Annotated in this window: 19 protein-coding genes; 8 read left to right on the top strand and 11 right to left on the bottom strand. The window is 62.1% G+C overall.

Annotated elements, in window-relative coordinates; genetic code table 11:
• The first annotated feature begins 6 nt into the window (after window positions 1-6).
• Both xapA and IMX17_RS18680 read left to right on the top strand, forming a co-directional pair.
• Entirely contained in the window at window positions 7-828 is an 822-nt protein-coding gene (xapA, locus tag IMX17_RS18685) for a xanthosine phosphorylase (protein WP_046897294.1), read from the top strand.
• A gap of 81 nt (window positions 829-909) precedes the next feature.
• Window positions 910-2,160 carry a nucleoside permease gene (locus IMX17_RS18680; RefSeq protein ID WP_193550088.1) on the top strand — a complete coding sequence of 417 codons (1,251 nt, stop codon included), beginning with the start codon at window positions 910-912 and terminating at the stop codon, window positions 2,158-2,160.
• 34 nt (window positions 2,161-2,194) lie between these two features.
• On the opposite strand, the gene IMX17_RS18675 is transcribed toward IMX17_RS18680, so the two are convergent.
• Both IMX17_RS18675 and IMX17_RS18670 read right to left on the bottom strand, forming a co-directional pair.
• Window positions 2,195-3,127, bottom strand: coding sequence for a PfkB family carbohydrate kinase (locus IMX17_RS18675; RefSeq protein ID WP_182265438.1), 933 nt, complete (start codon window positions 3,125-3,127; stop codon window positions 2,195-2,197).
• Window positions 3,124-4,521 (bottom strand): cytosine permease, encoded by a 1,398-nt coding sequence (locus IMX17_RS18670; RefSeq protein WP_193550087.1) that lies wholly within the window; start codon window positions 4,519-4,521, stop codon window positions 3,124-3,126. The genes IMX17_RS18675 and IMX17_RS18670 overlap by 4 nt, the downstream gene beginning before the upstream one ends.
• Before the next feature lie 659 nt (window positions 4,522-5,180).
• Between IMX17_RS18670 and IMX17_RS18665 the strand changes: the two genes are divergently transcribed.
• The gene (locus IMX17_RS18665; RefSeq protein WP_193550086.1) at window positions 5,181-5,915 is read left to right on the top strand and encodes a GntR family transcriptional regulator; all 735 of its coding nucleotides are present in this window, start codon (window positions 5,181-5,183) and stop codon (window positions 5,913-5,915) included.
• A gap of 80 nt (window positions 5,916-5,995) precedes the next feature.
• Window positions 5,996-8,164 (top strand): YgiQ family radical SAM protein, encoded by a 2,169-nt coding sequence (locus IMX17_RS18660; RefSeq protein WP_193550085.1) that lies wholly within the window; start codon window positions 5,996-5,998, stop codon window positions 8,162-8,164.
• A gap of 62 nt (window positions 8,165-8,226) precedes the next feature.
• Here the strand turns inward: IMX17_RS18660 and IMX17_RS18655 are convergent, their stop codons facing one another.
• The 3 genes from IMX17_RS18655 to yqhD all read right to left on the bottom strand — a co-directional run bounded on the left by IMX17_RS18655 (window position 8,227) and on the right by yqhD (window position 11,249).
• Window positions 8,227-8,832 carry a transglycosylase SLT domain-containing protein gene (locus tag IMX17_RS18655; protein WP_046897297.1) on the bottom strand — a complete coding sequence of 202 codons (606 nt, stop codon included), beginning with the start codon at window positions 8,830-8,832 and terminating at the stop codon, window positions 8,227-8,229.
• Window positions 8,833-8,973: 141 nt separating this feature from the next.
• Window positions 8,974-9,798 (bottom strand): 2,5-didehydrogluconate reductase DkgA, encoded by an 825-nt coding sequence (gene dkgA, locus IMX17_RS18650; RefSeq protein ID WP_193550084.1) that lies wholly within the window; start codon window positions 9,796-9,798, stop codon window positions 8,974-8,976.
• 287 nt (window positions 9,799-10,085) lie between these two features.
• Window positions 10,086-11,249 (bottom strand): alcohol dehydrogenase, encoded by a 1,164-nt coding sequence (yqhD, locus tag IMX17_RS18645; RefSeq protein WP_046897299.1) that lies wholly within the window; start codon window positions 11,247-11,249, stop codon window positions 10,086-10,088.
• A 226-nt stretch (window positions 11,250-11,475) separates the two neighbouring features.
• Between yqhD and IMX17_RS18640 the strand changes: the two genes are divergently transcribed.
• Entirely contained in the window at window positions 11,476-12,363 is an 888-nt protein-coding gene (locus tag IMX17_RS18640) for an AraC family transcriptional regulator (RefSeq protein WP_227414636.1), read from the top strand.
• Between the two features lie 19 nt (window positions 12,364-12,382).
• Here the strand turns inward: IMX17_RS18640 and IMX17_RS18635 are convergent, their stop codons facing one another.
• The gene (locus IMX17_RS18635; protein WP_193550083.1) at window positions 12,383-13,411 is read right to left on the bottom strand and encodes an NAD(P)-dependent alcohol dehydrogenase; all 1,029 of its coding nucleotides are present in this window, start codon (window positions 13,409-13,411) and stop codon (window positions 12,383-12,385) included.
• Window positions 13,412-13,518: 107 nt separating this feature from the next.
• Here IMX17_RS18635 and IMX17_RS18630 point away from each other — a divergent pair, with 107 nt between their 5' ends.
• On the top strand, window positions 13,519-14,439 hold the full coding sequence (locus IMX17_RS18630; RefSeq protein ID WP_193550082.1) for a LysR family transcriptional regulator: 921 nt from the start codon (window positions 13,519-13,521) through the stop codon (window positions 14,437-14,439).
• A 10-nt stretch (window positions 14,440-14,449) separates the two neighbouring features.
• On the opposite strand, the gene IMX17_RS18625 is transcribed toward IMX17_RS18630, so the two are convergent.
• Together IMX17_RS18625 and metC are read right to left on the bottom strand one after the other, a co-directional pair.
• Window positions 14,450-15,112, bottom strand: a complete 663-nt coding sequence (locus tag IMX17_RS18625) for a DedA family protein (RefSeq protein ID WP_033644630.1) — start codon at window positions 15,110-15,112, stop codon at window positions 14,450-14,452.
• Window positions 15,113-15,257: 145 nt separating this feature from the next.
• On the bottom strand, window positions 15,258-16,454 hold the full coding sequence (gene metC, locus IMX17_RS18620) for a cystathionine beta-lyase (protein WP_193550081.1): 1,197 nt from the start codon (window positions 16,452-16,454) through the stop codon (window positions 15,258-15,260).
• A gap of 430 nt (window positions 16,455-16,884) precedes the next feature.
• Between metC and exbB the strand changes: the two genes are divergently transcribed.
• Complete coding sequence (gene exbB, locus IMX17_RS18615) at window positions 16,885-17,856, top strand: tol-pal system-associated acyl-CoA thioesterase (RefSeq protein WP_193550080.1); 972 nt, start codon at window positions 16,885-16,887, stop codon at window positions 17,854-17,856.
• Window positions 17,857-17,859: 3 nt separating this feature from the next.
• Window positions 17,860-18,282 (top strand): TonB system transport protein ExbD, encoded by a 423-nt coding sequence (gene exbD, locus IMX17_RS18610; RefSeq protein ID WP_004937307.1) that lies wholly within the window; start codon window positions 17,860-17,862, stop codon window positions 18,280-18,282.
• Window positions 18,283-18,338: 56 nt separating this feature from the next.
• Here the strand turns inward: exbD and IMX17_RS18605 are convergent, their stop codons facing one another.
• Genes IMX17_RS18605 through IMX17_RS18595 form a run of 3 tightly spaced genes read right to left on the bottom strand, consistent with a single transcriptional unit; the run spans window position 18,339 to window position 22,183 of the window.
• Entirely contained in the window at window positions 18,339-19,382 is a 1,044-nt protein-coding gene (locus IMX17_RS18605; RefSeq protein ID WP_193550079.1) for a LacI family DNA-binding transcriptional regulator, read from the bottom strand.
• A 21-nt stretch (window positions 19,383-19,403) separates the two neighbouring features.
• The gene (locus tag IMX17_RS18600) at window positions 19,404-20,813 is read right to left on the bottom strand and encodes a sucrose-6-phosphate hydrolase (RefSeq protein ID WP_193550145.1); all 1,410 of its coding nucleotides are present in this window, start codon (window positions 20,811-20,813) and stop codon (window positions 19,404-19,406) included.
• A complete protein-coding gene (locus tag IMX17_RS18595) occupies window positions 20,813-22,183 on the bottom strand; it encodes a sucrose-specific PTS transporter subunit IIBC (protein ID WP_193550078.1) in 1,371 nt (456 codons plus the stop codon). Before IMX17_RS18595 ends, IMX17_RS18600 begins: the two co-directional genes overlap by 1 nt.
• Window positions 22,184-22,243: the final 60 nt, after the last annotated feature.

Raw genomic sequence — 22,243 nt, 5'->3', positions numbered from 1 at the left:
AATACGATGTTTAATCAAGAAGATGCTTTTATCTGCGCCGATGTTGTCCGCGCACGTCTGCCCGGTTTTCAGCCGAAAGCGGCCTTGATTCTCGGCTCCGGACTCGGCGCTCTGGCGGAGGTGATGACCGAAACCGTCACCCTCGATTACGCGGAGCTGCCGGGCTTCCCGGTGAGCGGCGTTGCCGGCCACGCCGGGCAACTGGTCGCCGGCAAGCTGGAGGGCGTGCCGGTCGTGTGCATGAAAGGGCGCGGTCACTTCTATGAAGGGCGCGGCATGCAGGTGATGACCACCGCAGTGCGCACTTTCAAACTGCTGGGCTGCGAATTCCTGCTGGCGACCAACGCCGCCGGTTCGCTGCGCCGCTCGGTGGCGCCGGGCAGCCTGGTGGCCATTACCGATCATATCAATTTCATGCCGGAATCGCCGCTGGTCGGCGCCAACGACGAGCGCTTCGGGCCGCGCTTCTTCAGCTTGGCGAACGCCTACGATCGCGATCTGCGCGCCCAACTGGCGGCGGTGGCCGAAAGCGCGGGCATCCCGCTGGCGGAAGGGGTGTTCGCCGCTTACACCGGGCCGAACTTCGAAACGCCAGCGGAGATCCGCATGATGCAGACCCTCGGCTGCGACGTGGTGGGCATGTCGATCGTGCCGGAAGTTCTGACGGCGCGCCACTGTGGCCTCAAGGTGCTGGTGGTGTCCGCGATGACCAACTACGCCGAAGGGCTGTCGGATACGCCTCTTTCTCACGAACAAACGCTCAGCTGCGCGGCGCTGGCGGCGGACGATTTCATGCGCCTGATCCGCGAGCTGTTCAAAACGCTGTGACACCGTAAGCAAACCGGCGGCGGGCTGCAGGGGGCCCGCCGCACCAATCATCGTTGAAAGCATAATAACAAGGTGATGGCGATGGCGATAAAAACACGATTGAAGGTGATGATTTTCCTGCAGTTCTTTATCTGGGGCGCCTGGCTGGTGACGCTGGGATCCTATATGATCAACACGCTGCATTTCAGCGGCATGCAGGTGGGAATGGTTTACAGCGCCAAGGGGATCGCGGCGCTGATCATGCCGGGCCTGGCGGGCATCATCGCCGACCGTTGGATGAGGGCCAACTACCTGTATGCGCTTTTCCACCTGCTCGGGGCGCTGGCGCTGTACTGTGCGGCGCAGGTTGAGCAACCGATGCTGATGTTCTGGGTGATGTTGTTCAACGCGATGGTCTATATGCCGACCATTGCGCTCTCCAACGCCATTTCCTATTTTTGCCTGGAGAAGCACGGCTTTGACACGGTAAAGGACTTTCCGCCGGTGCGGGTGTACGGCACCGTGGGATTCATTCTGGCAATGTGGCTGGTCGGTTTCAGCCAAATCGAGCTCAGTAATCTGCAGCTGTATCTGGCTTCTGCGGCGTCGCTGCTGCTGTCCACCTATTCGCTGACGCTGCCACGCTGCCCGACCAACCGCGCGGCCGAGTCGAAGCGCTGGGTGAGCGTGCTGGGGCTGGATGCGCTGGTGCTGTTTCGCCAGCGGCGCATGGCGCTGTTTTTCCTGTTCGCCATGTTGCTCGGCGCGGCGCTGCAGATAACCAACACCTTCGGCAACCCGTTCCTGCACGATCTGTCGCTCAATCCGCTGTATCAGGACAGCCTCAGCGTCCGGTATCCGGCGGTGCTGCTGTCGCTGTCGCAGATCTCTGAAGTGTTCTTTATCCTCACCATTCCCTTTTTCCTGCGCCGTTACGGCATCAAGCAGGTCATGTTGATCAGCATGGCGGCCTGGACGCTGCGTTTTCTGTTCCTGGCCTACGGCACGCCGGTCGGTTTTGGTTTCGTGCTGCTGCTGTTGTCGATGATCGTTTACGGTTGCGCGTTCGACTTCTTTAATATTTCCGGCGCCATTTTCGTCGAGAAGGAGGCCGATCACCGCATCCGCGCCAGCGCGCAGGGGCTGTTCATGACCATGGTCAACGGTCTGGGCGCCTATCTGGGGGCGCTCGCCAGCGGCGAAGTGGTGGATTTCTTCAGCCATGACGGCGTGAAAGACTGGCAGAACATCTGGCTGGTGTTTGCGCTGTATACGCTGGTGCTGGGGATTGTGTTCGCGTTGAGCTTCAACTATCGCCACTCGCCGCAGGAGAGTGCGGCGGCGGCGCAGTAAGGCTGAGGGCGCTGGATGGCGGCGCCCTGAAACGTCAGGCCTGCGGGAAGCGTTGTTGCAGTTGAAGCCAGTCCGGCGGATTGGCGGCGCCGAGGCTGGCCACCACGCAGGCGGCGACCCGGTTGGCCAGATCGACCGCCCGCGGCAGCGGCCAGCCGGCGGACAGCCCCGCCAGCAAACCGGCGCAGTGGGCATCGCCCGCGCCGATGGTATCGATGACGTCCACCGGATAGGCGGGAACGTGCAGCGGCGGCGTGCGGCCGTCACAGATCCAGGCGCCGTCGCGATCCAGGCGGCAGATCAGCGTCAGGTTACGGGCGGCGGCATAGCGCTGCGCGGCATCCACGGCGTCGCCGGCGCCGCACAGCGCGGCCACTTCGTCGCGGTTGAGTGTCAGCAGGGTGTGGCTGTCGCTGAGCATGGCGAAGAAATCTTCGCTGAGCTGGGCGATGCGCGGGCCGGGATCGATCAGACGCGGTTGGTCGAACGGCATGCGCGTCAGCCACTCGCGCAGCGCTTCGCCGTTTTCGCCCGCCAGCTCGTAGCCGCTGGCGTAGATCAGGGTGTGTTCCGTCAGCGGCAGGGTCGCCAGCTGCGCTTTATTCCATTGGCTTTCGCAACCGGAAACCGTGATAAAGGTGCGTTCGCCGTTCGGCTCCACCAGCGCCAGGCACCAGCCATTGTCCATCTGGCCGTGGCGCAACAGCACCTCCAGCCCCAGTTCGCCCATGGCGGCTTCGATCGCCGCGCCCCATTCGCCGTTGCCGACCGGCATACCGTTGATCACCGGCACTTCAAGGCGCGTCAGCGCGCGCGCTACGTTGAACGCGCAGCCGCCGATTTGCCGCGCCTGCGGCTGGGCTTCGATATCTTCGCCGCTGGTCGGCAGGCGGGGCAGCGTCATCACCAGATCGCCGACCGCGCCCCCCATCACCAGGACAGGTGTTACAGCTTCCCACTCATTCATTGATGTTCTCTGCGTTGGGTCAGGTACAGACCGTAAGCGATCAGACTAACCGCAAACGACACAAACAGCCCCAGGCTGGAGTCGGCAAACAAGCCTTTGGCCAGCGGGCCGTCGATAAAACCGGTTTTGGTGACCAGCAGGCCGCACAGGGCGCCGAGGAACCAACAGAACAGCGGGGCTTTGCGCACGCCGCGGTTCTGGCCATGCAGGCCGTACAAAGCGTTGCCATCATACCCGTAGCGGCGGCGCAGGCACAGGTAATCGAGCAGGAAAATCGCCTCCCAGGCCGCCAGGAACACCCCGCAGAACACCAGGAAGGAGATGAACGGCCCCATAAAGTCGCCGGAGATGAACAGCACATACAGGGCGATACCCAGCACCACCACGGCGTCGATCGATACCGCCAACCACTGTTTGACCTGCACGCCGATGGTCAGCAGGTTAAGGCTGGCGGAATACAGGCTGAGCACCGCGATGGTGACGATGCCGGCGGTGGCGGCCAGCAGATAAGGGATCGCCATCCAGGCGGGCAGCACCGAGCCTATCAGCGCGATGGGATTGGCGGCGTTGGCCAGATCGGGCAGCTGCACGGAAAGCAGAATACCGGCCAGCATCAGCAACATCAGCGGCAAACAGGCACCGCCCATCACCGCGGCGAAAATGCCTTTGTTCGACGAGCTCGGGCTTTGATAGCGGCTGTAATCGGCGCCGGCGATTGCCCAGCTGATGCCGGTACCGGCGGCGATCACCGAGACCGCCGGCAAGAAGCCGGTCAGCCAGCTGCCGGAAGGCAGCGCCAGCACCTGGCTCCACTCGGTGTTGAGCAGGATATAGAGCACCACGATCAGCGTCATGGTGCCGAAGATGCGGCTGAACCAGCTTTGCATCCAGACTACGGTATTCTGCCCCAGCAGGCTGACGACGATAGTGAGTCCGGCGAACAGCAACAGGCTGAGCGCGGTCAGCAAATGGCTGGCCCCCAGCCCGAAGGCCTCGAACAGCGCCGCCAGCGTCAGGGTGCCGGTGATCACGTTGACCGCTTCCCAGCCCATCAGATTAATCCAACTAAACAGGGTGGGCGCCACGTTGCCCTTCAGCCCGAAAATCACTCGCGACAGCGTCAGCGTAGAGGTGCGCCCGCGCTTGCCGGCGAAGCTGGTGAGGCCAACCAGCACGAAGCTGGCGACGCCGAACAAAGCGGCGAGCACCGATTGCAGGAAGGATAAGCCGAAGCCGACGATGATGGCGCCATACACCACGCCGAGAATGCCGATATTGGCTGCCGACCAGATCCAAAACAGCTCGATGGGCCGCCCGGTCTGTTCCGCATCCGGCACCCGGTCGATACCGGTGCTCTCTACCTTCCATGCTTCATTGCGATTGATATCGGTCATAGCAATTGATCCCTGTTGCGCAGGGCCTTGAGGGCCGCCGCAGTTAGCTGAAAATCGATTTTGTTGGCGCTGTGGCCGCCTCCTCGGATGAGGTTTATCGGCCGCACGGCGCCAATGAGTGTAGACAAAGAGTGGGTCTGCAGCGGAGTTTGGAAGAGAGAGAACGTTTTTATTTGCAGGCATCAGTCCGTTTCACCCGGCGCAAGGGGGATCGCGCGAGGGGATGATGAGCCGTGAGCAAGCTATCCATTAGCACCGTTGCTTATTATTTGTCATTTGTCGTGGCGTCTTGGGCAACGTGACCCATCGGGTACGGCGAGAAGCGGGCAATTCATCCCAAAGGGTCGCCCATCCGCTTCAGCGAACGGGATGTGGACAGCGTATGCCCGCTGCCTGACCATCAGGTGCGTCCTGTCTGGTCGGCAGCGGATTTTTAGTTGTTTTAAAGGTGGATCCCTGGTGTTGGTGCCATTGATGTTTCAACATCAATAAGCACAGATTACGCGCGATCTAGATCCAATGAAAGTCCATTGAATAAAAATTGTGATGTCCCTCTGAAAACATTAGCAATATTTTAGTTATGGTGAGAGGCTTTATCGCCGGATCGGCGATAGGAGAAAGCGAAGTTTGGGCATAGGGCGGAACAAGAGGGCGGGCGAATGACGGATTTTATGGCCTGGCTGCGTGAACATCTGGTGCAGGGGGCGGCGGCGCCGCGCTATATTCAGCTGGCGACGGCGATAGAAACCGCGATCAGGCAGCAGGTGCTGTCAGCGGAGGCATTTCTGCCGCCGGAACGGCACATGGCGGAAGGTTTGGCGCTGTCGCGCGTCACCGTCAGCAAGGCGATGAAACTGCTGGAGGAGAAGGGGCTGATTTCGCGGCAGCAGGGCGTTGGCACCCGCGTGGCGATGCGTATCGGCTATTCCCTCGATAAGGACAGCGGTTTTACCGCTCAGGCGCTGCGTCATGGCAGCAGCGTCAGCAACCGATGGCTGCTGCGCGCGCGGGTCGGCGCGCCGGCCAAGGCCGCGGCGGCGCTGGGGATCGCGGAAGGGGATGAGGTGGTCAAACTGCGGCGTTTACGCTTGTTGAACGGCAGCCCGGTCTCGCTGGAAACCACCTATATTCCGCTGCGCTTCCTGCCTGAACCGGCGCAGCTGGAGCATTCGCTGTATGCGTTATGGCAATCGCGCGGCATCGTGCCTGAAGATAAACACTTTTTGTTGAAGGCGGTGTCCTGCAGCGGCGAGGTCGCCGAGCTGCTCAACGTACCGTGCGGCGCGCCGTTGTTGCACATCATCCAAACCAGCCGCAACGCCCGGGGCGAGGCGCTGGAGTTCAGCGATATCTTGTGCCGCAGCGACGTTTATGAATTCGAGGTGAATGGTTAGCGAAATAACCATGCTCTTTTTGCCACTAGTGCGTATAATCGCCGCCCGGCGATTAATTAACCTGTAAAAAGAGCAGCAGAATGAGCACCACCAGCCTGATCCAACCCGATCGTGAACTGTTTTCTTATAAGCCTTATTGGGCGGAATGTTATGGCACCGCGCCGTTTTTACCGATGTCGCGAGCAGAGATGGATCAACTGGGCTGGGACAGCTGCGACGTGATCATCATCAGCGGCGACGCCTATGTCGATCACCCGAGCTTCGGCATGGCGATCATCGGCCGCATGCTGGAAGCGCAGGGCTTCCGCGTCGGCATCATCGCGCAGCCGGACTGGAGCAACAAAGAAGACTTCATGCGGTTGGGGAAACCGAACCTGTTCTTCGGCATCACCGCCGGCAACATGGATTCGATGATCAACCGCTATACCGCCGATCGCAAACTGCGCCACGATGACGCCTACACCGCCGGCAACGTCGGTGGCAAGCGCCCGGATCGCGCCACCCTGGTCTACAGCCAGCGCTGCAAAGAAGCCTATAAAGACGTGCCGATCGTGCTGGGCGGCATCGAAGCCAGCCTGCGTCGCATCGCTCACTACGACTATTGGTCGGATACCGTGCGCCGCTCGGTGCTGGTGGACTCCAAGGCCGACATGCTGATCTACGGCAACGGCGAACGCCCGTTGGTGGAAGTGGCGCACCGTCTGGCCGCCGGCGAGAAGATCGGCGATATCCACGATATTCGCAATACCGCGGTGATGCGTAAAGAAGCGCTGCCGGGCTGGAGCGGCGTGGATTCCACCCGCCTCGACAAGCCGGGCCGCATCGAACCTATCCCGAACCCGTACGGCGAGGATCTGCCGTGCGCCGACGGCGCCAAGCCGAAGGAGCCGGAAGCCAAGCCTGTCACGGTGCGCGCCGCCAAGCCGAAGCCGTGGGAGAAGACCTACGTGTTGCTGCCGTCTTTCGAGAAAGTGAAGGGCGACAAGGTGCTGTATGCGCACACCTCGCGCATTTTGCACCATGAAACCAACCCCGGCTGCGCCCGCGCGCTGATGCAAAAACACGGCGATCGTTACGTGTGGATCAACCCGCCGGCGATCCCGCTGACCACGCCGGAGATGGACAGCGTCTTCGCCCTGCCTTATCAGCGCGTGCCGCACCCGTCCTACGGTCAGGAGCGCATTCCTGCCTACGACATGATCCGCTTCTCGGTGAACATCATGCGCGGTTGCTACGGCGGCTGTTCGTTCTGTTCGATCACCGAGCACGAAGGGCGCATCATCCAGAGCCGTTCGGAAGATTCGATCGTTCGCGAAATCGAAGAGATCCGCGACAAAGTGCCGGGCTTTACCGGCGTGATCTCCGATCTGGGTGGCCCGACCGCCAACATGTATATGCTGCGCTGCACCAACCCGCGCGCCGAACAGAGCTGCCGCCGCGCCTCGTGCGTGTATCCGGAGATCTGCACCTACATGGATACCAACCACGAGCCGACCATCAAGCTGTATCGCCGCGCGCGTTCGCTGGAGGGCATCAAGAAGATCCTGATCGCCTCCGGGGTGCGTTACGATCTGGCGGTGGAAGATCCGCGCTATATCAAAGAGCTGGCGACCCACCACGTCGGCGGTTATCTGAAGATCGCGCCGGAGCACACCGAAGAAGGCCCGCTGTCGAAAATGATGAAACCGGGCATGGGCAGCTACGATCGCTTCAAACAGCTGTTTGATCACTATTCGAAGCAGGCGGGCAAAGAGCAGTACCTGATCCCGTACTTCATCTCTTCGCACCCGGGCACCCGCGATGAAGACATGGTGAACCTGGCGCTGTGGCTGAAGAAGAACCGTTTCCGCCTCGATCAGGTGCAGAACTTCTATCCTTCGCCGATGGCCAACTCCACCACCATGTATTACAGCGGCAAAAACCCGCTGAGCAAGGTGGGGTACAAGAGTGAAGACGTGGTGGTACCGCGCGGCGAGCGCCAGCGTCGCCTGCATAAGGCGCTGCTGCGTTACCACGATCCGGCCAACTGGGCGCTGATCCGCACCGCGCTGGAAGAGATGGGGCTGAAGCACCTGATCGGCAGCCGCCGCGAGTGTCTGGTGCCGGCGCCGAGCATCGACGAGCAGCGCGAAGCGAAACGGCTGCAGCGCCACACCCGACCGGCGTTGACCAAGCATACCGACATCAATCGGCAGCGCACGCCGTCCAACCGGCCGCCGCGCAAACCGATTCGCAAGGCCAAGCCGTAACGACGAGGCCCGCGCGCAAACAAAAAGGAGAACCCTCGGGTTCTCCTTTTTACTTTGGCTAATTACAACCGTTCGTAAGCGGCTTCCACTTTCATCAAATGGCGCGGCGCCTGCGGGGCGGGATGGTATTTGCGCACGTGCCAGTTAAAGGCTTCCGGCGTCAGGTTGTTAATCATCGCGATCGCCTGCTGGCGGTTGCTGGAGAAGGTGCGCAGCAGCGCGCCGGTGCCGTTGACGTAGGCGATGATGGTGGCGTAGCGCAGCGTGACGGGATTGGCGATCCCTTTAAGCTGTTGTTTTTGCAAGGTGGCCAGATAGGCGGCGCCGAGATCGATATTGGTGTCGGGATCCCGCAGGTCATCATCGTCCGGGCAGCCGCGTTTGCCTTTGTAGCGGTAGGCGTCGCAGCCGGCGGTATCGGCTTTCAGCTGCATCAGACCGATCGCATTGGATCTGCTCACTGCGGAAGGGTTGAAGCCGGACTCCACCTGGATCATGGCGGTGATCAGCTTGGCGTCCACGCCGTATTCGCTGGCGGCGTCTTGAATGGCGCTATCGAAGGCGTGGCGATCGTAGCTGACGCGCTGTTTCTTGCCGGCGCAACCCGCCAGCACCAGCATGATGCAAAGCATGCCCAGCCGTGACCCGTGTGAGAAAGAGAATTTCATGGTGCTCCGTGCTTGTCTGTTTTTTAACGGCGTTAACCGGCGGCCGGAGCCTCCGGCGTCGTCATCATAACGTCAGGCGGCGCAAAGGAGCAATGTGCGGGAAGGAAAAGCCCCCTCCGGCGGGAGAGGGCTTGAGAGGGGTTACAGGGTATCCGGATCCGGCCCCAGGCGGTTGCCGACGTCCAGCTTGGCGATCTCGCCCAGTTCGTCCTTATCGAGTTTGAAATCAAACACCTCGAAGTTTTCGCGGATGCGCGACGGCGTGACCGATTTCGGGATCACGATAAGACCGCTGTCCAGGTGCCAGCGCACCACGATCTGCGCCGGAGTCTTCTCGTATTTCTCGGCCATCGCCTTGATCAGCGGCTGGTCGAATACCCCTTCACCGCCCTGCGCCAGCGGGCTCCAGGATTCGGTGGCGATATGGTGCGTGGCGTTCCAGGCGCGCAGCTGGCGCTGTTGCAGCAACGGGTGCAGCTCGATCTGGTTGACGACCGGCGCCACGTTGGTTTCATCCAACAGACGCTGCAGGTGCGGCGTATGGAAGTTGCACACGCCGATGCTTTTCACCAGGCCTTGTTCGCGCAGTTTGATCAGCTCGCGCCAGGCGGAGACGTATTGATCCTGCTGTGGGCGCGGCCAGTGGATCAGATACAGATCCACGTAGTCCAGCTTGAGCTTTTCCAGACTGGTTTCCAGCGCCGCCAGCGGATCGCTCTGATCGTCGTTCCACAGCTTGGTGGTGATGAACAGGTCGCTGCGCGGCAGCGCGCTGGCCTGCAGCGCGGCGCCGACGCCTTCCTCGTTCTTGTAGATCGCGGCGGTGTCGATGGAGCGGTAACCGATCTCCAGCGCTTTGCTGACCGCGCGGGTGGTCTCTTCAATACTCGCCTGCCAAACGCCGAGACCCAACTGCGGCATCAGATTACCATCGTGGAGTTTGATGATGGGTTGTTGCGTTGTCATGCGCATCTCCTTGTGTACGGATTGCGGCGCCTGCGGCACCGAAACGGCTATAGATAAATTCTAGTTGGCAAAATGGGCGGTTGCCGGGTTTGCCAGCCTAATTTCAGCGGTGGCGGGAGTGCGATTTTCTCCCCGCTCTCCCTGCGAATGAGCGGTAAGACGAAGGGTGCGAAACGAGCGGCGGCGCGCTGAGGCGCCCGACTGCGCCCGGCGATCGGCCGAGCGCAGAATGCGGCGAAAAATGGCTGGCGAAGACTAAAGCCTAGCAAAAAATCGCCGTTTTGCGATTAACGCGCCGCTTCATAAATGCGGCGGCTGACGTCCAGGGTGATGTCCTGATGCTCGCCCAGGGCGGTCATGCCGTGCTGCTGCAGCTTGTCGAGCAGCGCGGGAATGCTGCTGCCGTCAAGCTGATAATCCGCCATGCGGGTCGGCACGCCCATCTGCTCGAAGAAGGCGCGGGTGGCGGCGATCGCGTCGTCGATGCGGCTGTCTTCGCTGCCTTCGCGCAGGCCCCAGACGCGTTCAGCGTATTGCAGCAGCTTTTCGCGTTTCTGCGCTTTCTTCTCGTGCAGCAGCGCCGGCAGCACGATGGCCAGCGTTTGCGCGTGGTCGAGGTCGTGCATGGCGGTCAGCTCATGGCCCAGCATGTGGGTCGCCCAGTCCTGCGGCACGCCAGCGCCGATCAGGCCGTTCAGCGCCATGGTGGCGCTCCACATCACGTTGGCGCGCACCGCATAGTTCTCCGGATCGGCCAGCGCGCGCGGGCCGTCTTCCAGCAGGGTCAACAGCAGGCCTTCGGCGAAGCGATCCTGTACCTTAGCGTCGACCGGGTAGGTCAGATACTGTTCCAGGGTGTGTACGAAGGCGTCGACCACGCCGTTGGCTACCTGGCGCGGCGGCAGCGAGTAGGTCACCAGCGGATCCAGCACGGCGAAGCGCGGCTGCACCAGCGGCGAGAAGAAGTGCTGCTTGTCGCCGCTGCTTTTACGGGTGATCACTGCACCGCTGTTGGATTCGGAACCGGTGGCCGGCAGCGTCAGCACGCAGCCCATCGGCACCGCGTCGGTGATGTGGCTGCCGACGGTCTGCAGAATATGCCAGGCATCGCTGTCGGCCGTATAGCGGGCGGCGGCGGCGATGAACTTGGTGCCGTCAACCACCGAACCGCCGCCGACCGCCAGCAGGAAATCGATGTTTTCCGCTTTCACCACCTCGACCGCTTTCATCAGCGTTTCGTAGGTCGGGTTAGGCTCGATGCCGGAGAATTCCCGCACGTCGCGGCCGGCCAGCGCGCTATGCACCTGATCCAGCACGCCGTTTTTCTTTACGCTGCCACCACCGTAGGTGATCAGGATGCGTGCGCTCGCCGGGATCTGGCCGGCCACGTCGGCAATTTGCTCCTTGCCGAACAGGATTTTGGTTGGGGTATGCAGAATGAAGTTTTGCATGGCTGATTTCTCTCTTTCTGTCAGGCGGGCGCCAAAGCGGCGCAAAGGTGTCTGGCCCGTATTGTCAGGAACCGGGCGGCAACGCACAATGCATATTCCTGTCGGGTTCTTGCCTATTCCTACAAGTCGATGTAGAAATAGAGAGTTTTAAATTATTATTTATGCCGAATCGTTCTGACTGTAAGAGGGTGTTTCCGTGATTGAAATCGATGCGCTGCGCAGCCGCATGGCGCGCCAGGCGATGGCTATCGCCAGCGGCAATGGCTACACGCCGTCGCCGGTGCCGCGGGTGAAGATTTTGTATGTCGATCGCCACACTCCGCGTCAGCCGGTGATGTACGAACCGGGGATCGTCATCATCTTTCAGGGACACAAGGTCGGTTATTGCGGCAATAAGAAGTTCCAATACGATCCGCGCAACTACCTGCTGATGACGGTGCCGCTGCCGTTTGAATGCGAAACCTTCGCCAGCCCGGAACTGCCGCTGGTTGGGTTGGCGGTCAATATCGATACCCAAATGTTGCAGGACTTGCTGATCGACATCGGCGATGACGACTACCTGATGCAACCGCGGGCTGAGAGCAACGGGGTGAACCTGGCGGAAATGACGGAAGAGTTGCTGTGCGCCACCGAACGTCTGCTGGACGTGATGGCCAATCCGCTCGACGCTCGGGTGTTGGGGCCACAGATCGTGCGCGAGATCCTCTACTATGTGCTGCGCGGCGCCTGCGGCGCGTCGCTGCAGGAGCTGGTCAACCGTCATACCCATTTCAGTCAGATCGCCAAGGCGCTGCGGCGCATAGAAAATCAGTATGCCGAGAGCCTCAACGTCGAGCAGTTGGCCGGTGAGGTCAACATGAGCGTGTCGGCGTTTCACCATAACTTCAAGGCGGTGACCAACACCTCGCCGCTGCAGTACGTGAAGTCGTACCGGCTGCACAAGGCGCGTTTGCTGATGGTGCATGACGGCCTGAAGGCCAGTACCGCGGCGATCCGCGTCGGTTACGAGAGCGCATCGCAGTTCAGCCGTGAATTCAAACGCCTGTTTGGCGTCACGCCGGGGGATGAAGTCGCCCGGTTGCGCGACGCCAATCCGCTGATGCTGGAGGGGTGAGCCGCCGCCGGGCGGCGGGCTATGGGGTCAGCACGATCTTGCCGAACGGGCCGCGATCGAGGTGATCCAACGCCTGCGGCAGTTGATCGAGCCGGTATACCTGGTCGATCACCGGCTGCAGGTTGACGGCGTCCACGGCGCGCACCAGATCTTCCAGCGAGCGGCGGTGGCCGACGCCGATGCCCTGGATCTCCGCCGATTTCAGCAGCAGCAGGCCGGCGGGAGCGGAGATCTCGGCCCCCGCCAGCACGCCGATCACTGAGATGCGGCCGCCCACTGCCACGGCGCGCACCGAGTTGCCCAAATTCGGGCCGCCGACGGTATCGATCACATGGTCGATGCCGCGATCCTGCGTCAGCGCATAAATCGCTTCCACCCAATCGCCGTCCAGCCGGTTGATGCCATGATTGGCGCCCAATGCCAGGGCTCGCGCCAGCTTTTCATCGCTGCCGGAGGTGACATAGACCTCCGCGCCGTGGGCTTTGGCGATCTGCAGCGCGAACAGCGCCACGCCGCCGGTGCCTTGCACCAGCACCGTCTCGCCGGCATGCAGTTTGCCCTGTTCCACCAGCGCGAACCAGGCGGTCAGCCCGGCGCAAGGCAGGGTGCTGGCCTGCACGTCGTCCAGCGACGCCGGCGCCGCCACCAACCAGTCTTCATGCAAAATCACATATTCCGCCAGCACGCCCTGATAGAAACCGCCAAGGGTGTGGTAAGGCACCTGGCGCGCATCGCCGTACGGTTTTTGCCGGCCGTCGATCCAGCCGGGGCTGAAGGTAGAGATGACCCGGGCACCGGGTTGGAAACGGCTGACGCCGGGCCCGACGGCGTCGACCTCGCCGGCCATGTCCGAGGCGGGGGTGAACGACTGCGGCAGCGTCAGCCCCATGCCGCTTTCAATCATCATTTTGTCGCGGTAGTTGAGCGCTACCGCCTTCACTTTCACTCTGATCTCGCGCGGCCCCGGCTGCGGGATCGCGTCGGTGGTCAGCTGCAGGTGTTCACGCCCCAGGGCATCCATCGTCCAGCGTTGCATCGTGTTGGTCATGATGTTCTCCAAAGTCTGCGATTAACGGCCTGTCGATAATATCGTTGATGAAGGTTCGCCAGTGGCGATAAGATTTCCGCAGATTGTTTCTTTTAGAGCGACAAACCATGAGCGATCGATTGAGCGGCATTTCGGTATTCGTCACCGCCGTGGAGGCGGGCAGTTTTGCGTTGGCGGCCAGTCGGCTGCACCTGTCGCGCTCGGCGGTGGGGAAAACGATCGCCCGGCTGGAACAGCGGCTGGGCGTGCGGCTGTTTCATCGTACCACCCGCAGCCAGAGCCTGACCGACGACGGCGCGTTGTTCTATGAGCGTTGCCTGCGGGCGCTGGAGGAGATCCGCGGCGCGGAAACGCTGCTGGAGTCGGGCAAGCGGCAGGTCAGTGGCCGGCTGCGGGTATCGATGCCGGTGTTGTTTGGCCGCATGTGCATCGCGCCGCTGCTGACCGAGCTGACGCGTGAGCATCCCGGCCTGGAGCTGGAGCTGTCGTTCAGCGATCGGGTGGTGGATCTGATTGAGGACGGTTTCGATATGGCGATCCGCAACGGCACGCTGGCCAACAGCAATGGGCTGGTGGCGCGGCGCATCGGCGATCACCGCATGACGCTGTGCGCCTCGCCGGCCTATCTGCAGCGGTGCGGCGAACCGCACAGCATTGAGCAACTGACCCAGCACGAGGCGGTGACCTATATGCGCGCCGGCGCGCGGCGCAGCTGGCGGGTGCTGGACGAGAACGGCGAGCCGCAGGAAGTGATGCCGAATAACCGATTGCAGATGGACGATTTGCAGGCGATTGCGGATGCGGCGACGGCCGGGTTCGGCATCGCCTGGCTGCCGTGTTGGCTGGTGCGTGAGCAGCTGTTGAGTGGGGCGCTGGTGCGCCTGCTGCGCGATCGGCCCGGCGCCGCCTTTGAAGCGCATGCGGTGTGGCCGCACACGCCTCACCTGCCGCTGAAGGTGCGGCTGGCGGTGGATACGCTGGTGAGCAAGTTGCCGCCTCGCCTGGCGTTGGTCGAGAAAGCGCTGTAGCGCGCCGGGATCAGGAAGAGGAGGCGCGTTTTTTACGCCAGACCACCAGCATGGCGCCGAGCAGGCCGACGAACAGCAGCAGCAGCGGCAGAAGCATCAGGCCGGTCATCACCTGGCTTTCGTGGCGTTTCACCAGCGGAATTTGGCTGAAAGCGTAGCCGAGGCCGACCAGCGCGCAGACCCAGATCGCTGCGCTCAGCCAGTTGAAAACCTGGAAGCGGGAGCTGTTGAGCCCGGAAATGCCGGCCATGGTCGGCAGCAGCGTGCGCACGAAGCCGAGGAAGCGGCCGATCAGCAGCGCCGTCAGCCCGTGGCGGTTGAACAGGTTATGCGCGCGCTGATGGTATTGCGCCGGCAGTTGCAGCAGCCAGCCTTTCACCAGGCTGGTGTGGCCCAGCCAGCGGCCCTGGATATAGCTCAGCCAGCAGCCGAGGCCGGCGGCGGCGGTCAGAATCAACAGGGTGGGGGCAAAGCCCATCACGCCTTTGGCGATCAGCGCGCCCGACAGCAACAGCAGGCTATCACCGGGGAGGAAGGAGGCGGGCAGCAGTCCGTTTTCCAAAAACAAGGTGGTGAAAAGTACGGCGTAAACCACCCAAATCACGCTGGGATCGGCGAGGGCGATGAAGTCCTGCTGCCAAAGCGCATGAATAATCTCTCGTAATACATCCATTTTATGTCCTGTTGCATGCCGGTTGCGCCCGGGGTCACGTTCTCCAGGATGCGGCGGTTACCGTATCTGACAGTTACCCGGTTAGTGTACCGCTAATAGCTTAAGCCGACATTAAACGAGACGAAGAAAATTACCGGAATCCGCCTTAGCGCACGCCGTTGAGGCGATCGAAGCCGGCGGCCAGATCGGCGATCAGGTCTTCGACGTTCTCCAGGCCGATATGCAACCGCACCAGCGTGCCGGAAAAATCGACGCCGCCCGCCGGGCGGATCGCTTCCAGCTCTTCCGGCTGATTGGCCAGGATCAGCGACTCGAAGCCGCCCCAGGAGTAGGCCATGCTGAAGTGGTTGAAGTTGTCCAGGTAAGCGGCCAGCTGCGCCTCATCCAGCCGCTCTTTCAGCACGAAAGAGAACAGCCCGTTGCAGCCGCTGAAGTCGCGGCGGTAGAACGCGTGGCCCTTGCAGCTGGGCAGGGCCGGGTGATTGACCGTCGCCACCTCCGGCCGTTCGGCCAGCCAGTTGGCGACCTCAATGCTGCTGCGTTCGTGCTGCTTGAGCCGCACGCTCAGGGTGCGCAGGCCGCGGCTCGCCATGTAGGCGGTGTCGGCATCCACCATCTGCCCCATCAGATAGGAGTACTCGCGCAGTTGCTCCCAACAGCGCGCGTTGGCGACGGCGGTGCCGAGCATGTAATCGGAATGGCCGATCAGGTATTTGGTGCCGGCCTGAATGGAAATGTCGATGTCGAAATCCAGCGCCTTGAACAGCACGCCCGCCGCCCAGGTGTTGTCTATCATGATCACCACGTCCGGCGCCACGGCGCGAATGGCCTGCACCATCGCCGGGATATCCTGCACTTCCAGGGTGATGGAGCCGGGGGACTCAAGGAACACCACGCGGGTATTGGGTTGGATAAGCGTGGCGATGTCGGCGCCGATCAGCGGATCGAAATAGGTGGTGCTGACGTTCATGCGGCCGAGGATGTGGGTGCAGAAGTCCTGGGTCGGTTCATACGCTGAGCCGGTGACCAGCAGGTGATCGCCGGCGCCGACGAACGACAGGATCGCATTGGCCACCGCCGCCGCGCCGCAGGGGTACAGCACGCAGCCGGCGCCGCCCTCCAGCTCCACCATCGCATCCTGCAGCGCGAAGTGGGTCAGCGTGCCGCGTCGGCCATAAAACAGCTCGCCGTGGGCGCGTTGCGCGGTGGCCTGTTTTTTGGCGGCGACGGAGTCGAAGACCAGGGAAGAGGCGCGTTGAGTCACGGGGTTGACGGAGCCCTGGGTGTAGCGTTTGCCGCGGCCGGCGCCGATCAGCGTGGTTTCGATGTGTTTTGACGTCATGGTATCTGGCTCACCTCTGGTTGCTCTGCACTGCCCGTTTGCGATAGCCCTTACGTTAGCATGAGTTATTATAGCCATCCAGACGTTTTAACTTCTGGATATAGAAACGGCTATAATTGGCTGCCGCCCGCGCATTTTTCGCGTCATCCTTCTGCCGAGCGGCCAGAGAGAAGCCCATTCATCGGTCGAGACGTCGTTCGGCAGCGTGGCGTTGTTGCGCCGTTGTGGGAGAAAAGTAACGAAATCGCCCTATAAAAGGGGCTTTTAGCGGTGAACGGGCGCGGATTGGCGTTTGGTTGCGGAGGTGTCTAAAATTTTCTCGTTTATTTGGTAAATAATAATGAGAACTACTATCAATCCCCGGTTGGTTTGATATGATCGCACGCTGAATTATTCCTTAATTTTGATCGGTAATGGGTGGAGGCACAGCGTGAAAACGGCTGGCAAGAATTTAAATCAAGGATCGTTCGGCCAGGGCCGAGCGCAGTGGGGCAAGGCCTTTGGCCGCAGCCTGATGGCTTCAATGGTGCTGGTCGTGGGGCTGGCCGGCAGCGCGCAGGCTGCGCCGGCGACCCATCCGACCGTTGCCGAAAGCGTTGCGCCGGCCACCGCGCCTGCAGCCGCCGCGCCGGAAAGCATCACGCCGGTGAACCCGGCGCCCACGATCCAGCCACCGGAAACCCGCGGTATGGACTTGTCCATTTGGGGCATGTACCAGCACGCCGACGCGGTGGTGAAAGCGGTGATGATCGGCCTGGTGCTGGCGTCTATCGTGACCTGGACCATTCTGTTCGCCAAAGGCAGCGAACTGCTGCGCGCCAAGCGCCGTCTGCGCCGCGAGCAGTCGGCGCTGGCCGACGCGCGCTCGTTGGATGAAGCTTCCGAGCTGGCGCAAAATTTCTCCCCGGAGAGCGTCAGCGCGGTGCTGCTGAACGATGCGCAAAACGAGCTGGAGCTGTCCGCCGAGTCTGACGACAACAACGGCATCAAAGAGCGCACCGGTTTCCGCCTCGAGCGCCGCGTGGCGGCCTACAGCCGCAACATGGGCCGCGGCAACGGCTTTCTGGCCACCATTGGCGCCATCTCGCCGTTCGTCGGCCTGTTCGGTACCGTATGGGGCATCATGAACAGCTTCATCGGCATCGCCCATTCGCAGACCACCAACCTGGCGGTCGTGGCGCCGGGCATCGCCGAGGCGCTGCTGGCGACCGCAATGGGCCTGGTGGCGGCAATCCCGGCGGTGGTGATCTACAACATCTTCGCCCGCGTTATCAGCGGCCATCGCGCCCAGGTGGGCGACGTGGCGGCCCAGGTCTTGCTGCTGCAGGGCCGCGATCTGGATCTGGCCGCAACGGCGGAAGCCAAGCGCTCACAGCACGCACATCAACTGCGGGCGGGGTGAGTCATGGCGATGCGCTTAAATGAAGATCTGGACGACAGCGGCGAACTACATGAAATCAACGTGACGCCGTTTATCGACGTCATGTTGGTGCTGTTGATCATCTTTATGGTGGCCGCGCCGCTGGCAACGGTAGATATCCGCGTCGATCTGCCGGCTTCTTCCGCCAAGCCGCAGCCGCGGCCGGAAAAACCGGTCTTCCTGTCGGTGAAGGCCGACAAGCAGCTCTACGTCGGCGATCAGCCGGTGAATGCCGATCAGCTGACCTCGGTGCTGGATCAGCGCACTCAGGCGAACAAAGAAACCACCATCTTCTTCCAGGCGGACAAGAGCGTGGACTATGAAACGCTGATGAGTGTGATGGACACCCTGCGTAAAGCCGGTTACCTGAAAGTGGGGCTGGTGGGCATGGAAGGCGCCGCCAAGTAGCGGCAGCAAAACGATAAAGGGCGCTCAGGCGCCCTTTTTTTACGGCTAAAGAGCTGTCACGCCTTTGCCAACAAATCCCTGGAACCGGCATGGCGCCAGTGGATGCGGCCCGGCAGATACAGTGCGTTCTGTTCCAGCGGCCGCTCGTCGATAAGCGCGGTGACGTTATCAAAACTATGTTGCGCCAGTGCCAGGCAGTCTTGCGCGACCGTGTCTATCTTCAGCGTCATGCAGTCGAACAGGTAGTGATCGTCGAAGCTGCACAGGTGAATGTCGCTCTCCATCAGCTGATGCTGAGTCAGGTAACGCAATACGCCCTCCAGCAGGCCGCAGGCGGCGGTAAACAGCGCTTTGGGCGGACGCCCCAACTGTGCGCACAGCTGAGCGAACATCTCGTAACCTGAGCTGGGGTGATAGTTGCCGTTGATGATCCATTCCGGTTTGCACGTTACGCCGGCGCGCTCCAGGCCAAGCTGGAAGCCGGCCAGGCGATCGCGGGTCGGCGAAATGCGCGGCTGCCCGCCGAGAAAATAGATCTCATCCGGATGTTGGCGCGCGACCGTTTCCACCAGGTCGGCGGTCGAATTGACCGAATCGGTGATCACCAGCGGCAGTTCGGAGCCAGCGATCAGGCGGTCCATCTGCACCACCGGCAGCCCGGCGTTGATCTTCTGGTATTCTGCGTCGTTCAACTGGCTGGAGGCGACGATCAGGCCGTCCACCTGCCGCTGTACCAGACTGTTCACCGCCATCATCTCCTGCGCCGGGTTTTCATCGGTGCAGGCGATCAACAGCTGCAGGCCGGCTTCGCGGCACAGCGTTTCCAGCTCGCGTGAAATCACCGCAAAGCCGTAGTTGGTCATCTCCGGCACCACCAGCCCCAGCGTGTGGCTGCGGTTGGAGCGCAGGGAGCGGGCGTGGATGCTGGGCTGATAATGGTGCTCGTACGCCAGCGCCAGAATGCGGTCGCGGGTGTCGTCGGACACCCGGTATTCCTTGCTGCGGCCGTTCAGCACCAGGCTGGCGGTCGATTTCGACACCCCGGCCAGCGTGGCGATGTCACTGATGGTAATGCGTTTATTTTTTTTCACTGACGCCATCTGAAGTCATCGGAGGATGCGTCATTCTAGCATGCATGGCGTCAGCGGCCAGTATTCCAACGCCAGCGGCGCGTTTCCGGACAGCCGCAGTTGCGGCTCAATGGCCGGGAAGTAGCGCGCGCTCATCACGGCCTCGCCGCGGTTGATGAAGATCTCCACGCTGGAACGATCGAACAGCAGCTGCAGATGCGTGACCGGGCCGCGCCAGTAACGGTGTTCCGGCTGGCCGTCGGCCAGGGAAGCGCGCGTCAGCCGCAGCCTTTCGCCGTTCCAGTTCAGCGTCATTGCGTCGCCAAAGGCGGCGTTGAACGCGCCCTGCGGCGCCAACTGCAGCTCCGCGGCTCCCAGCGCGCAGACGGGGGCGTCATCGGCGCGGCCCTGCCAGCATGTTCGTTCGCCGCGCAGCTGTTGCAGCTCGCGCGCCGGCCGCTGCTGGAGGCGGCCATGCCGCAGCGACAGCTCGCGTGGGCAGGTCATGGTGTGGATCCAGCCGTAGCGGCGCGTCGGATGGGCTTCTTCATCTTGCTCGGGCACGCCCATCCAGCCGAACAGCAAGCGGCGGCCATCTTCCGCCAGCGTCGTCTGCGGCGCATAAAACTCGAAGCCGGCGTCCAGTTCGCGGAATTCGCCGTGACGGAAGGCCGCCTGGCGGTAATCCAGCTTGCCGATCAGATAACCGGCCTGATAGCGATTGAGGTAGCGTTCCGGCTGCGGCGCCAGCCCCTGCGGGCAGCAGATCAACACCTCGGCGTCGTCCAGCGAGAACAGATCCGGGCACTCCCACATGTAGCCGAATTCGCCTAAGCCGTTCAGGCCGGAACCGGCGATCTCGCCCAGCGGTTGCCAGCCGCGCAGATCGGCGGAGCGCAGTAACAGCACCTTGCCGCGATCCTGCAAGTCCCGCGCGCCGAGCACCATGTACCACGCATTCTGATGGCGCCATACTTTGGGATCGCGTACGTGCCCGCTGTAGCCCGCCGGCAGCGGCAGCACCGGCCCGAGTTTGCGGTACTCGCCCCGATCGCTTTCCTGAGCCAGGCACTGATAAGCGGTGCGTGAGCCGTCGGGGAATTTCACGTTGCCGGTGTAGATCAGCGTGATTTTGTCTTCCGCCACTACGGCCGAGCCGGAGTAACAGCCGTGGCTGTCGTAACAGGCGCCCGGCGCCAGGGCGATCGGCTGATGCGCCCAACGCAGCAAGTCGGTCGACTGCCAATGTCCCCAGCACTTGTTGCGATGGTCGCAGCCCAGCGGATTCCATTGATAGAACAGATGATAAACGCCGTTGTGCTGAATGAAGCCGTTGGGATCGTTCAGCAGGCCAACGCTGGGCGCCAGATGCCAGGCCGGGCGGTGCGGATCGCGCAGCGCTCCCGGCTGGCCGTTCATGACCGCCCGCAGTGCCTGTTTGATTAAGCTGAGCTCCTCCATCATTGCGCGTCCGTTTTATATTTCAGCAGCAGGGAGAGGGCGAAGGCGCTGCCAAACGCGATCGCCAGGCCGATGATATAGCTGACCAGCGAACTGGCCTGCACGATCGCCATGCCGGGGATCGCCGTCAGCCCGACCGCGTTCATGCCGACATGGTTGGCCACCACCCAGGCGCCGCCGAGCGCGCCGCCCGCCAGCGCCGCCAGGAACGGTTTCACGAAGCGCAGGTTGATGCCGAACAGCGCCGCCTCGGTGATGCCGAGCATGGCGGAAAAGGCTGAAGGCACCGCGATGGCTTTGATTTTGGCGTCGCGCGTTTTGAAATACACCGCCAGGCAGGCGCCGCCCTGAGCGATGTTGGCCATCGACCAAATCGGCAGCAGGAAGTTGACGCCGATGTTGGGGTTGCCGAGCAGCCCGGCCTCCACCGCGTGGAAGCTGTGATGGATGCCGGTGATGACAATGGCGGAATAGAGGCCGCCGAACAGCAGGCCGGCGAACCAACCGGCATGGGCGATCAGCGTGCTGAGCACGAAGGAGATGCCGTCGCCCAGCGCACGGCCGGCGGGGCCGATAAACAGCAGGGCGACAAACCCGGAAATCACGACCGTCAGGAACGGCGTCAGGATCAAATCCAGCGCGTTGGGGATCACCTTGCGCAGCCGTTTTTCCAACAGGCTCATGAACCACACCGTCAGCAGCACCGGGAATACCGTGCCTTGGTAGCCGATCATGGCGATGTCCAGACCGAAGAAGTTCATGGTGTGGAACCCTCCGGCGACGCCCCAGGCATTGGTCAGCGCCGGATGCGTCAAAATGCCGCCGAGCGTGGCGCCCAGATAGGGATTGCCGCCGAATTCGCGTGCGGCGGTGAAGCCGATCAGAATCGGCAGAATAATGAACGCTGCCGAGCTGAACATATCCAACATGATGAACAACGCGCTGTTGGCATCGGCCCAGCCGTAGGTTTTCACCATGCCGAGCAGCCCCATCAACAGGCCGGACGCGACGATCGCCGGGATGATAGGCACGAAGATGTTCGACAGCAGGCGGGCGATGCGCTGCAGCGGGTTGAGCTTTTTCGCCGCGATATCGGCGGCTTCGGCCTTGCTGGATTCGCTGACGCCCGCCGCCTTGATGAATTCCGCATGCACCTTGTTGACCAGCCCGGTGCCGAAGATCACCTGGATCTGGCCGGCGTTGCTGAAGCAGCCTTTGACGCCGTCCAGTTTGCTGATGGCCTCTTTGTCCACCTTGCTGTCGTCCACCAGCACCAGGCGCAGGCGCGTGGCGCAGTGGGCGGCGCTGGCGATGTTCTCTTTACCGCCGAGCAGCGGCAACAGCGCGTTGGCGGTTGCGGTAATGTCCATGTTGTCCCCTTGCTGAATTAAAATGCCGCCGCGCTCTGCGCGGCGGAAATACGTTCATCG

The sequence above is a fragment of the Serratia sp. X3 genome, from assembly GCF_014982455.1.
Lineage (GTDB): Bacteria > Pseudomonadota > Gammaproteobacteria > Enterobacterales > Enterobacteriaceae > Serratia > Serratia ureilytica.
The sequence above is the reverse complement of the archived record's forward strand: the minus strand, read 5'-3'. Positions and strand labels throughout refer to the sequence as shown.

What these genes read in the sequence shown, in the direction of transcription:
- xapA (WP_046897294.1), top strand. Translation starts at nt 7, where the DNA reads ATGTTTAATCAAGAAGATGCTTTTATCTGCGCCGATGTTGTCCGCGCA.
- IMX17_RS18680 (WP_193550088.1), top strand. Translation starts at nt 910, where the DNA reads ATGGCGATAAAAACACGATTGAAGGTGATGATTTTCCTGCAGTTCTTT.
- IMX17_RS18675 (WP_182265438.1), bottom strand. Translation starts at nt 3,127, where the DNA reads ATGAATGAGTGGGAAGCTGTAACACCTGTCCTGGTGATGGGGGGCGCG.
- IMX17_RS18670 (WP_193550087.1), bottom strand. Translation starts at nt 4,521, where the DNA reads ATGACCGATATCAATCGCAATGAAGCATGGAAGGTAGAGAGCACCGGT.
- IMX17_RS18665 (WP_193550086.1), top strand. Translation starts at nt 5,181, where the DNA reads ATGACGGATTTTATGGCCTGGCTGCGTGAACATCTGGTGCAGGGGGCG.
- IMX17_RS18660 (WP_193550085.1), top strand. Translation starts at nt 5,996, where the DNA reads ATGAGCACCACCAGCCTGATCCAACCCGATCGTGAACTGTTTTCTTAT.
- IMX17_RS18655 (WP_046897297.1), bottom strand. Translation starts at nt 8,832, where the DNA reads ATGAAATTCTCTTTCTCACACGGGTCACGGCTGGGCATGCTTTGCATC.
- dkgA (WP_193550084.1), bottom strand. Translation starts at nt 9,798, where the DNA reads ATGACAACGCAACAACCCATCATCAAACTCCACGATGGTAATCTGATG.
- yqhD (WP_046897299.1), bottom strand. Translation starts at nt 11,249, where the DNA reads ATGCAAAACTTCATTCTGCATACCCCAACCAAAATCCTGTTCGGCAAG.
- IMX17_RS18640 (WP_227414636.1), top strand. Translation starts at nt 11,476, where the DNA reads ATGGCGCGCCAGGCGATGGCTATCGCCAGCGGCAATGGCTACACGCCG.
- IMX17_RS18635 (WP_193550083.1), bottom strand. Translation starts at nt 13,411, where the DNA reads ATGACCAACACGATGCAACGCTGGACGATGGATGCCCTGGGGCGTGAA.
- IMX17_RS18630 (WP_193550082.1), top strand. Translation starts at nt 13,519, where the DNA reads ATGAGCGATCGATTGAGCGGCATTTCGGTATTCGTCACCGCCGTGGAG.
- IMX17_RS18625 (WP_033644630.1), bottom strand. Translation starts at nt 15,112, where the DNA reads ATGGATGTATTACGAGAGATTATTCATGCGCTTTGGCAGCAGGACTTC.
- metC (WP_193550081.1), bottom strand. Translation starts at nt 16,454, where the DNA reads ATGACGTCAAAACACATCGAAACCACGCTGATCGGCGCCGGCCGCGGC.
- exbD (WP_004937307.1), top strand. Translation starts at nt 17,860, where the DNA reads ATGGCGATGCGCTTAAATGAAGATCTGGACGACAGCGGCGAACTACAT.
- IMX17_RS18605 (WP_193550079.1), bottom strand. Translation starts at nt 19,382, where the DNA reads ATGGCGTCAGTGAAAAAAAATAAACGCATTACCATCAGTGACATCGCC.
- IMX17_RS18600 (WP_193550145.1), bottom strand. Translation starts at nt 20,813, where the DNA reads ATGGAGGAGCTCAGCTTAATCAAACAGGCACTGCGGGCGGTCATGAAC.
- IMX17_RS18595 (WP_193550078.1), bottom strand. Translation starts at nt 22,183, where the DNA reads ATGGACATTACCGCAACCGCCAACGCGCTGTTGCCGCTGCTCGGCGGT.